9 protein-coding genes are annotated in these 10,380 nt (G+C 70.1%); 4 read left to right on the top strand and 5 right to left on the bottom strand.

What is annotated here, in order from left to right; translation table 11 throughout:
* Together ACN28G_RS29475 and ACN28G_RS29470 are read left to right on the top strand one after the other, a co-directional pair.
* The coding region (locus ACN28G_RS29475) for a UTRA domain-containing protein (protein ID WP_421481009.1) at positions 1-284 on the top strand (284 nt) is incomplete at its 5' end.
* Positions 285-294: 10 nt separating this feature from the next.
* A complete protein-coding gene (locus tag ACN28G_RS29470; protein WP_421478037.1) occupies positions 295-957 on the top strand; it encodes a YdcF family protein in 663 nt (220 codons plus the stop codon).
* A 295-nt stretch (positions 958-1,252) separates the two neighbouring features.
* On the opposite strand, the gene ACN28G_RS29465 is transcribed toward ACN28G_RS29470, so the two are convergent.
* Positions 1,253-2,146: a hypothetical protein gene (locus ACN28G_RS29465; protein WP_421478036.1), complete on the bottom strand. Its 894-nt coding sequence runs from the start codon at positions 2,144-2,146 to the stop codon at positions 1,253-1,255.
* Positions 2,147-3,501: 1,355 nt separating this feature from the next.
* On the opposite strand from ACN28G_RS29465, the gene ACN28G_RS29460 reads away from it, so the two are divergent.
* Positions 3,502-4,005, top strand: a complete 504-nt coding sequence (locus ACN28G_RS29460) for a protein-tyrosine phosphatase family protein (protein ID WP_421478035.1) — start codon at positions 3,502-3,504, stop codon at positions 4,003-4,005.
* On the opposite strand, the gene ACN28G_RS29455 is transcribed toward ACN28G_RS29460, so the two are convergent.
* Positions 3,974-4,888, bottom strand: a complete 915-nt coding sequence (locus tag ACN28G_RS29455; protein ID WP_421478034.1) for an aldo/keto reductase family oxidoreductase — start codon at positions 4,886-4,888, stop codon at positions 3,974-3,976. The genes ACN28G_RS29460 and ACN28G_RS29455 overlap by 32 nt on opposite strands.
* Positions 4,889-5,003: 115 nt before the next feature.
* Between ACN28G_RS29455 and ACN28G_RS29450 the strand changes: the two genes are divergently transcribed.
* Positions 5,004-5,426 carry a winged helix-turn-helix transcriptional regulator gene (locus ACN28G_RS29450; protein ID WP_091433996.1) on the top strand — a complete coding sequence of 141 codons (423 nt, stop codon included), beginning with the start codon at positions 5,004-5,006 and terminating at the stop codon, positions 5,424-5,426.
* Between the two features lie 21 nt (positions 5,427-5,447).
* Here ACN28G_RS29450 and ACN28G_RS29445 read toward each other — a convergent pair whose 3' ends face one another.
* From ACN28G_RS29445 to ACN28G_RS29435, 3 genes are read right to left on the bottom strand one after another with little or no spacing between them, the layout of a single operon-like run.
* Positions 5,448-6,545 (bottom strand): thiopeptide maturation pyridine synthase, encoded by a 1,098-nt coding sequence (locus ACN28G_RS29445; protein WP_421478033.1) that lies wholly within the window; start codon positions 6,543-6,545, stop codon positions 5,448-5,450.
* Complete coding sequence (locus ACN28G_RS29440) at positions 6,542-7,600, bottom strand: thiopeptide-type bacteriocin biosynthesis protein (protein ID WP_421478032.1); 1,059 nt, start codon at positions 7,598-7,600, stop codon at positions 6,542-6,544. The genes ACN28G_RS29445 and ACN28G_RS29440 overlap by 4 nt, the downstream gene beginning before the upstream one ends.
* Positions 7,597-10,161 (bottom strand): hypothetical protein, encoded by a 2,565-nt coding sequence (locus tag ACN28G_RS29435; protein ID WP_421480832.1) that lies wholly within the window; start codon positions 10,159-10,161, stop codon positions 7,597-7,599. The genes ACN28G_RS29440 and ACN28G_RS29435 overlap by 4 nt, the downstream gene beginning before the upstream one ends.
* Positions 10,162-10,380: the final 219 nt, after the last annotated feature.

Here is a 10,380-nt window from a genome sequence, read left to right as displayed (position 1 = left end):
AGGGAACCTCCCTGGTCGACCCAACCCCCGGCCCCGCCGGACAAGGCGGCGGCTTCGGCATCCTCACCAGCCAAGGACTCGAACCCGACACGATCACCGAGGCCGTCCGCGCCCGAATGCCCACACCCGAGGAAGCCCAGATTCTCCAGCTTCCCGCTGGCGAGCCGGTCATGGTTCTGCACCGCACGACGCTCACCCGAGACGGCCGCCCCGTCGAGTTCGCGCGCGGAGTGCACGCCGCATCCCGCTTCACCTGGTCGTACACCTTCAAGATTCCCGACTGAGGCACCCACGATGACGACGACTCCCCCGACCATCCCCGCCGAACACCGCGCGGACGTCGAATGCCTGTGGGACTACCACCACATGCACCACGAGATCCTGCCCGTTGATGTGGGCATCGGCCTCGGCAGCCATGACCTCGGAGTCGCCAAGGTGGCCACCGACCTCTACCACCGAGGGACGTACCCGACCCTGGTCTTCACCGGTGCCAACGCCCCGACCACCAACGAGGCCTTCCCGCGAGGCGAAGCCGTCCACTACCGCGAGTACGCCATAACCCATGGCGTACCAACCGCCGCGATCCTCATCGACACCCAGGCCACCAACACCGGCCAGAACATCAAGTACGCCCGCGCACTCCTTGCCGAGCACCAGGTCCCGGCCCGATCGGTGATCCTCATGTCCCGCCCCTACCAACAGCGCCGCGCGTACGCCACCTGCAAGAAGCTCTGGCCCGAAGTCGACGTGATCTGCGCGTCCCACCAGCTCTCACTCGACGGCTACGTGGCCAGCATCGGCGACACCAAGAAGGTCATGGACATGCTCGTCGGCGACACCCAGCGCATCGACAGGTACGCCGAACTCGGCTACGCCATCCCGCAACACATCCCCGACCAGGTACGCGCCGCCTACACCCGCCTGCTCGACGCCGGCTTCACGAGCCGCCTCGTGTAGGTCGGCCCGTCGGCCAGCCTCAGGCGACACCGCGACCGTCTTCGACCGGCGGCCCCGAGTCCCCGACTGCGCCGCCTCGATGAACTCATTCAGCACCGAATCGACCGCCGTGCCGTCCGCGTACATCTGACCGGCATGCGCCTACCCCGTGTCGCAGTGCCATGATCATCCGCAGGTCCAGGGCTTTGGAGCACGGGCAGCAGTGCCTCCGGCGGGCCCCTCGGGCTCTCCGGGATGACTGGAGGCAAAGATGGCAGTGATCAAAAGGTTTCGATTGTTGTGGCGAGCCTCAGGGCTAATGACGAATTAGACCAGCATCACTGGCCATGTCCGCATTGCCGGATTGCACCTCGAACAGATCAGGGCCAATGAGTACCGAGTTGAGGCGAAGATAGTCCGCCCATTCGGGCGGCCATTTAGTTGTGGAAGACCAACGCACGCCCCCCAGGTTCACCGAACTCAATAGGGAAAAATTGCGGAGGTCGGCTCCGGCGAAATCCGACCGAAGCTGGTCAAAGCTTTGCGCCAGCGCATTCGCGAAGCCCTGTTTGACATCGACCGCTATATCGAAGGCGAGGGCAACGGCTAGGTAAAGGTCTGCGGCCAACGCGGGCTCGAGGTCGAGGTCATGGGAAGCCGTACGAGCTAACGCGAGAGCACTTCCGCCTCGAAGGCTGACGGCAAGACTGTGGGCGAGATCGGCGTTTCGAACCAAGTCTTGCTCAAGCTCCCGAACGCTGTCTCGCAGCGGACTGAGGCTGCTGCGGCCCGGGATGCCGAAGGTGCGCGCCAAACGAGATTCAAGGCTTGGTCCAAAGCGCAGCATATCGCCGATAGTGCGGGCGAGCGTGGTGGCAACCGGACGGGCCTGCTCAAATTCAGAATCACTTGCGTAAACCATGAACCTCGCAATTCTGCTGGCTGTGGAAATATTCTCCTCAAGGGAACTGGTCAATCCAGGAATGTCGTCGTGCGAGCCAAATATGTCGATGATGATACGGCGAATAGACAGCCATTTCCTGACATCGTCAACGAGACTCAGAAGGAGCGTCATTGCGATAAGCGCAGGATGGCTGCGAAGTGCCAGACGAACTTCTGGCGATGCCGATTCCAACCGTCTGAATACGGCGCTGCGCTCCGCTGGCGCTTGATCCTGAACGCTTTCACTGCGGTTGTGAACGGCGCTCATCCTGTCGGGCATGGAAGACCGCCTCGCCCCGGCGGCGACAAGGACGCTGGCCCACCAAGGCGACGTCGTGATGCGCAACCAGGGCTCGTCAGGCCGAGATACACGAGCGATCCGGCCCAGTAGGGTATCAGCGCGTACCATCCGCCACGACCTCACTGCCTTCCAAGGCATCTGTAGGTGGCAAACTGGCTGAATTCGGCTTCTGCTCGGTGATTTCAACTCTACTCAGGACGCCACGAACTACGGAAGGCGCGCACGCTCCCATGATCAATGCTGGCCATGCTCCGGTCATCTGAGCGTGAGCCGCCGCCGCTACCATGCCGCCGACCGCAAGGCTAGCGAGGGCGACAAAAAGATGTGGCCAGATACCGTCTTGGGAGTATCGCCAAGGCCACCGGTAGCCGGCCGCCACGACCGAGGCCGACAGGCCAAGAAGGCTGGCGACCAAGCCGCCGGCCAGCCCCCACCCGGCGGCTTCCTGAACGCCCATACACGCACAGTAGCCGATGAATGGCTTGCAGCCAACGGAAGGCTTTGTGGTGGCGTCCAAGGTCGGTGGCCGGACTGTAAAGGCGCATAAATTGACCACCGTGGCCGCTATGCGTCGTCGAGGGCGGGCTCGAAGATCATTCGGTCAGATTTACGACACTTGAGTGCGGCCAGGGGCGGCAAGCGTCGGCAGGTTCCGCCCTGGCTGGAGCGTCAATCCGGTTGATTTGATGACGTTCGGTCCCCGCGGTGGGTGTAAGGGTTCGAATCCCCGCCAACGGCATGACTGTACAGCCGCATGCGCAGTCAAGATGGCCGATGGGTGCGGTCCTGGGCTGGAGTGGACGACACGGCGAGCAGGCCACCGATGACAGCTGGCAATAGTCTTGATCTTGCAAGACGGGAGGCACGGGCTCGCGGCCCGCCCTGCGGGCGGCCTCAGCGCCCCATGCAGAGTACGGGCAATGATCTTTTGGCTTGCGGAACCGCTGAGTGGCCAGCCCGCCCAGGTCACGAGCACAGTGGCCACTATGCCGCTGTCGCCTTCCTAAACCGTGTGTCGCAGGTTCGAATCCTGCCGGGGGCACCTCGAAGATCAACCTGAACGCCATCCTGGCCTGCTGAAACTCTCCGTCCCCCGACCGCTCCACCTCGGGCCCCGGTTGCGTCGCCGGCTACCCGACGCGCCCCGCTCGAACCCGTCTCGCCCTCGGCCACCCGCGCTCGCCGAGGTCAGTCCGAACCGGCCCAGGTTGGTATCTTCGAGGCGACGCCACCGGCACGCTCGGCCCCGTTGAGGGACTTGCCCTCGCACTCGTTTTCCACGCCAACAGATCGTCCCGCAGATTCCCACAGGAGTGGCAGCGATGGTCGAGAAACACGATCTCCGTACCGAAGACGAGTTGGGAGTCTCCATGACGGAACAGTGGAGTGTCGATGCTCCGGGTGTGATCGAGCTGCCGTCCGGGCGCCGCTTCCGGGGGCGGGGCCTCAGATACGACTCGCCGGACGGCCCGACGCCGACGTTCGCGGTCCATCTGACGGACAAGCCGACCGCGGAACCCCAGTGGGAACGGGTCTGGGTGCGGTGGCGGGACTTCTGGTTGCCGGCCGACCCCGACGAAGCGCTGCGAGCGCTCCGGCAGGCCTACGATCGAGCCGAATCCGACCGGGTGGAGATCGCCTGCGGGGGTGGTATCGGGCGTACCGGCACCGGCCTGGCGACCTTGTGCGTCTTCGAGGGCATGGCCCCCGACGAGGCCGTCAACTGGGTGCGCCGGCACTACCACAGGCGCGCCGTCGAGGTCCGCTGGCAGCGCAGGTTCCTGCGCCACGCCTTCAGTGCCGCAGTGGATCCGACGGATCGTTAGCGACGACCGGGGCCCGGTCCTCGCGGTCCAGCTCGGCGAGGTCCTGGTCGGACAGGGCGAGGCCGGCGCCGACGATGTTCTCGCGCAGGTGGGCCACCTTCGACGTACCGGGAATCAGCAGGACGTTCGGCGAGCGCCGCAGGAGCCAGGCGAGGGCGACGGACTTCGGCGTCGCCCCCGTCCGGGCGGCGACGGCCGAGAGCGCCGCGGAGCGCACCGGTGAGAAACCACCGAGCGGAAAGTACGGCACGTAGGCGACGCCGTCGACGGCCAGTTGCTCGATGAGCTGGTCGTCGTGGCGGTGGGCGAGGTTGTACATGTTCTGCACGCACACGACGGGGGCGACGGTGCGGGCCTCGGCGACCTGCTCGGCGGTGACGTTGCTGACCCCCAGGTGGCGGATCAGGCCGTCGCGGTGGAGTTCGACGAGGGTCTCGAACGCCTCGGTGATCGGGCCGGGCTGAGGCCCCTGGGCGTCACCCATCCGCATGTTGACCAGGTCGAGGGTGTCGACCCCGAGGGACCGCAGGTTGTCGTGGACCTGCTGGCGCAGGTCCGCGGGGCGGCGGGCGGTCGGCCAACCGCCCTGCGCGTCGCGGTTCGCCCCCACCTTGGTGGCGATCAACAACGATTCCGGGTACGGGTGCAGCGCTTCGCGGATCAGTTCGTTGGTGATCCGCGGCCCGTAGGCGTCGCTGGTGTCGATGTGGGTGATGCCCCGGTCGACCGCTTCGCGCAGAACGGCCAGCGCGCCGTCGCGGTCGGCGGGTGGCCCCAGCACCCACGGTCCGGCGAGTTGCATGGCGCCGTAGCCGAAGCGGGTGACGGTGTGGTCGCCGAGCGTCCAGGTGCCGCCGGGCAGGGCGGTGGGAGAGGTGCTCATCGGGTCACTTTCGTTGTCGGGAGAGGGTGGCGCGTTCCAGCATGGGAGCTTTACTCTCCATCGGGAAGTAGGCACTTGAAAGTGCGTAACCACCCAGCAGGGAGAGGGGAGCCCGGTGGCCACAACGAGAGCAGCGCAGCAGCGGGCCCGGGCCAAGGCGGACTACGACGCGTTCCTCGCGGTCTGCCCCAGCCGTCAGCTGCTCGACCGGATCTCCGACAAGTGGGTGGTGCTGGTGCTGTGCGCGTTGGGCGGTGACGCCGGCCCGCGACCGGACGCGCCGAGGGCGCTGCGCTACTCCGAGCTGGCCCGGCTGCTGGCCGGGGTCAGTCAGAAGATGCTCACCCAGACCCTGCGTTCACTGGAACGCGACGGTCTGCTCACCCGGACGGTGACGCCGACCGTCCCGGTCACCGTCTGCTACGAGCTGACCGACCTCGGTCTGTCGCTGCACCGGATGACCCGGGAGATCAGGTACTGGGCGCAGGACCACATGGGTGAGGTCCTCGCCCACCGCGACGCCCACGACGCCTCCTGACCGGGCCTGCGGCCCGGCGGTTCACCGCAGGGCGTCCACGAACTGTCGGGCCAGGGCGGCCGGTGAGATGTCGTACTCCTCCTCGACCGTGCGGGCCACCAGGTGACAGAGCAGGTAGCGCTGGGTCGGCACGATGCCGAGTCGGCCCAGGTGGGAGTAGAGCTGGTTGATGGCCAGCCGGTGACAGCGGAACCAGACCTGCGACAGCACCTCGCTCCGGTGGGCCGGTGTCTCGCTGAGGATGTCGTGGAAGGCGATCGGGTGTCGTAGCTCCATGCCCTGCTGGTCGAGGTGGTCGAGGTCGATCTCGCCGCTGGTGAACAGCGGCTCGGCCCGCGCCTTCTGGTCCCGGACGATCCCCAGCCAGGTCTCGACCAGCGGATCCGGGCGACCGCCCCGCACCGTGGCCAGGGTGGCGTGGAGCCGATCGCGCAGCGCCGGGCGGTGCCGCCGGTACCGCTCGTCGAACGTGGCGCGGACGGCGTCGGGGTCGGCGGTGTACGCCAGGAAGGACTCGACGTGCGACCGGAACGACAGGTAGCCCCGGGAGATCGGTGGGACGCTGAGGTGACCGAAGGCGAACAGCAGGTCCAGGGCGTGTCCGATCCGGTCCACCGCACCGCTGCGGATCGCGGCCAGGGTGTCGAAGGTCAGGGCGGTGCTGCGGGCGTACGCCCCGGCCAGCAGGTTCGCCAGTTGCGGGCTGCCCAGGACGTGCCGGCGGTCCTCGTACGGTTCGAACTGGACGGTGTTGTCGGGGTACCAGGGGGTGAGCGGGCCGGGGTCTGCCTCGCGGACGGCGAGCCGCCGGTGTGCCGCCAGGTGGTCGGCCTCGCGCAGGGCGGCCGTCGAGGGGTGGTCGCGCAGGTAGTCGGAGAGGCTGCGCCGCGCGGTGGGGCGTACCGTCGCGGCCCAGAGTTGCGGGGTGGTCCGCAGGTTGATCCGCAGGTGGGGGCCACGGCGCCAGTGGCGGATGAGATGTGGTTGGTCGACGACGTCGGCGAGCGCGGTCAGCAGGGGGCGTACGCCGTCCAGGATCAGGTCGTCCTTCTCCTGGGCGTGGTACCGGACCTGGATGCTGTACCAGCCGGGTTCCTCCGGCGGCGGGGTGGGCGTCATCGGAAGTCCTCCTGTTCGCGCGCGGGTTCTCCGAGGTCGACGCAGGCGGCGCAGACCAGGTAGTGCAGCTGGGTCTCCTGGTCGACACCGAGACCCAGCCGGTTGCAGAGCAGGTGCACACAGCGCAGCAGGACGACGAGCAACGCCTGCTCCGCACGGGTCGGCCCGGCGTCGGCGAGGCGGGTCGGGCCGGCCTCGGTGAAGCGGGACGGGCCGGCGTCGGCGGTGAAGCGGGTCGGCACCGACCGCAGGTCGGGGTGGAAGTCCCCGACCCGGTGCAGGTCGGTCAGCTCGGCTCGGAGCCGGTGGATGGAGGCGGACCAGGCGGCGACGAAGGGGTCCGGATCAGCCCCTGGTCGCGTCGACTGCGCCGCCGTCCAGCAGCTGGACACCAGCCGCCGCAGTGCGGTGCGCTGCCGCAGGTAGCTCTCCCACCGTGCCCGGTGGCCGTCGGCCGGATCCCAGTGGGACCGGGACCGGGTAAGCAGGTGGGCCAGGCGGTGCCGGTCGGGTTGCCAGGCGGCGAGCGCCGAGGCCAACGCGAGCACCGCCAGCCGCGAGCGGTGATCCGCAGCCGCCGGGCGGGCCAACGTCGACAGGGCCAGCCAACTGGAGTCGGTGAAGTGGCCTTCAACGGCCCGGGTCGCCGCCCGGCCACCGTAGATCGGGTACTCGGGCTGGTAGGGCTGGACCTCCACCACGTCGGGCGGGCGGATCCGTCGGTCGTGGTCGGCCCGGCCCTCCAGGCGGGCGTACCGCTCGGCGAGGGCCGCGTACCGCTCGGCGGGCCCCGGGGGCGGGGAGGGGAACCGGGCCAGGTGCGCCTCCAGGGTGGACCGGGTGCAGGCCGCGACGTCGGCGGCGAGGTCGGGCCGGGTCGGCAGCAGGCGGAGCCGGAGGTGCGGCCCGCCCTCCCAGTACCTGATGAAGAAGAACTGGTCGAGTACGCCGGTGGCCCGCAACGAGGCGACCAGTGGGGCGACCGCCCCGGTGAGCAGCCGGTCGTGGTCGCCGCGGTGGAAGGCGTGCAGCGACAGCCAGGGCGGCGGGGTCACGAGGGGCCGATCTCGACGACGTACTCGGTCACGTGCCGGCCCTCGGTGCCGTAGCTCGGGGCGTCGGCGAGCTGCGGCAGGGCCTCCTGGAAGGTGAGCACCGCGCCCGGGTCGCGCAGCAGGCGTTCGAAGAGGCGTACGAGCGGCACGTTTGCCAGGTCGAGGTAGACCGGCTTGACCGGGGCCGGTCGGCTCGCCGTGACGTACGAGCGCTGGGGGATCCGGTGTTCGGCGAACCAGGTGGCCAGGGTCAGCAGGTAGCCGGCGTCGTCGACGCCCTTGGCACGGCCCGGCACGAGATCGGCGCGGACCCGCCAGGAGGCCCGGGACACGGTGACCCGGCCGATCGACAGCCGGGGTCGTCGCCGTACCGTGCCGGTCGGGTGTTCCGGGGTCCCGGTGAAGATCTGGGCGGTCGGGGCGGCGGCGTTGGGCACGTCGCCGAAGAGGTGGACCAGGAAACGGGCGAGTCGGGGCAGCCGGGCCCCGGCCATCATGCCGGTGCACGCGATGCGGACCGCACCGTCGTCGCTGCGCCGCCGCAGGCGCAGACCCGGGGTCGCCGCGTCGGGCGTCACGACCAGGTCGTCGAGGGGGATCCGTTGCTGCGGCGGGCGGGCGCTGACCATCCCGGGGTGGCAGATCTCGAAGCCCACCGCCGGGGAGCGCAGGTTGACGTTGCTGCCAAAGAGGCCGGTGAGCTCGGCGAGGTAGCCCGCCGGGTCGGGACCGGATAGTGCCGTGGACCCGGGCGGGTCGACGGGGTCGGCTGCCTCCGGGGCGACCTTCGCCAGCAGCCGGTGCACCCGGCTGCGGACGGCCCCGTGCCCGGCGCCGACGCCGTTGAGCACCAGCCGGAGCCCGTCGGCGGCGGGTACCTGCTGGACGAAGCAGGCCAGCGCCGGGGCGGGTCGTACCCACGGCGGCCAGCCGGCCACCAACGCCCGTACCCGCGCCGGGTCGACGGTGATTCCGTCCTGGCCGGTTTCCGGCCCCGCCCAGAGGGTGGCCAGTGCCTCCTGTCGCAGCCGGTGCAGCAACCGCACCTCGGCGAGGGTGCTGCCGGCCGGGTCGGGCGGCTCCCCCGGGTGCAGCAGGCCGGCGAGCTCCGCCAGCGCCGTTGCCGGGGCGGCGTCAACGGTCAGCCGGGACAGCTCCCGGTGCAGCGTGAGCAGACCCACCCGGGCGTGCGCGCCGTACCGGTCGACGAAGATCCGGTGGGCCACCAACCGGACGACCGTCGAGTGCTGGAAGAGGGCCAGAAAGCGGTGGACCACGTGCAGGTCGGCCACGGCCGGACGCCAGGCCGGCCCGCCGAGGCGGACCGGGTCGGCGGTGAAGACGGCGTTCTCCCGGAAGAGGTTCCGGGCGGGCAGCGGCGGGCCACCGACCTGGCCGCTCACCGTCTCGAACTCGGTGCGGATCCGGTGGTGCAGCTCCCGGCGACGGCAGGCGCCGGTCCCGGGGGCCGGATAGGTGTCGAGGGCGTCCGCGAGGGCCCGGAGCGGTCCGGCGGCCGGTGCGTCCGGGCCGAGCCAGGCGCGCAGGTCGTGCAGGTGGTCGGCGGCCTGGTCGGCGAAGGGAGGTCGGATCTCGACCAGCCCGATCTCGACCAGCCGGTCGAAGGTCACCGCGGCGTCGCGGGGCAGGCGGCGGCCCACCTCCGCGAGGGGTCCGCCGGCACCGACGGCCTCGACGACGGTACGCACCGGCGGGGTCAACAGCAGTCCCCGGATGCGCTCGCGTCCCGGGTAGCCGAACCAGATCCGCCCCTCGGCCACCTCGGCGTCCGGCGTGACGGCCACCACGAGCCGGTCGGCGGCACCGTCGGTAGCCAGGCGGCGGCTGAGCGCCTGGAGCAGGGGTACGTCCGGCTCGACGGCGCTGCGCCAGGCCCAGCGGCCGGTGGGCTGCACGGGGGTCGGCACGTCGGACCACCGGCACAGCCCGCTCATCATGAAGGTGGCCTGCGGGCTGGTCTTGGCCACCGCGCGGGCCAGGTACTTGGCCAGCCGCAGCGCCACCTGGGCCCGGGGCGCGCTGCCCTCCGGCTGGGCACGCCATTTCAGCAGGGCGTGCAAAAGGTCCTCACTGGACTGCAGCAGTCCGAACTCGAAGACCTCGGTGGCGCTCCACTCGCGCAGGGCCCGCAGGCTGCGGACCCGCTCGGCGTCGAGCAGTTCGGGAAGTCGCCGGGTCAGCGCGGCGGACCGGGCCAGCTCGACGGTCCAGCCGGTCAGCTCGGCTCGGAAGCGGGCGGGCAGCAGCTCGGCATGGTTGCCGGGCCAGGCCCGGGGTCCGGGACGGCGGTGGTTGTGCAGGGCCCGCCGGAGGGCCACCAGCTCCGGCCGGGCGTCGGCGAGGGCCGGGTCCGCGACGAAGCCGTGGACCTCGTCGGCCAGTCGGGCACCGACCTCGGCCACCAGGCGACGGCTGGCGAGGATGGCCTGGACCGTCGCCCAGGAGGCCGGTGCGGCGGTCTCCGCCAGGGCCTGCGTGGGTAGCGCGGCGACCCGTACGACGACGACGGGGCCGGTGGAGTCGGTGGGCGGAGCGGGCACAGGAACCTCGCACGGGGGTGGCTCGGGATGGTCCGGTCGGACGGCTCCGGCGTGGCCGGCTGGCGCGCCGGAGCCGCCCGGGCTCAGATCAGCCAGCTCCTCCCCCAGAAACCGGACGCGCCGACCTCGGTGTTGCCGAGGCCACCGATGCTCACCGCGGCGAGCTCCTCGTCGATCGGCAGATCGAGGTCGACGATGTCGAGATCGGCGAACTCCGTC

This window comes from Micromonospora sp. WMMA1923 (assembly GCF_049179195.1).
Classification (GTDB): domain Bacteria; phylum Actinomycetota; class Actinomycetes; order Mycobacteriales; family Micromonosporaceae; genus Micromonospora; species Micromonospora yangpuensis.
This window is presented reverse-complemented; position numbering and strand designations above follow the sequence as displayed.

Excerpts from the sequence above, each read along its gene's own strand:
- ACN28G_RS29470 (WP_421478037.1), top strand. The coding sequence starts at position 295 with ATGACGACGACTCCCCCGACCATCCCCGCCGAACACCGCGCGGACGTC.
- ACN28G_RS29465 (WP_421478036.1), bottom strand. The coding sequence starts at position 2,146 with ATGAGCGCCGTTCACAACCGCAGTGAAAGCGTTCAGGATCAAGCGCCA.
- ACN28G_RS29460 (WP_421478035.1), top strand. The coding sequence starts at position 3,502 with ATGGTCGAGAAACACGATCTCCGTACCGAAGACGAGTTGGGAGTCTCC.
- ACN28G_RS29455 (WP_421478034.1), bottom strand. The coding sequence starts at position 4,888 with ATGAGCACCTCTCCCACCGCCCTGCCCGGCGGCACCTGGACGCTCGGC.
- ACN28G_RS29445 (WP_421478033.1), bottom strand. The coding sequence starts at position 6,545 with ATGACGCCCACCCCGCCGCCGGAGGAACCCGGCTGGTACAGCATCCAG.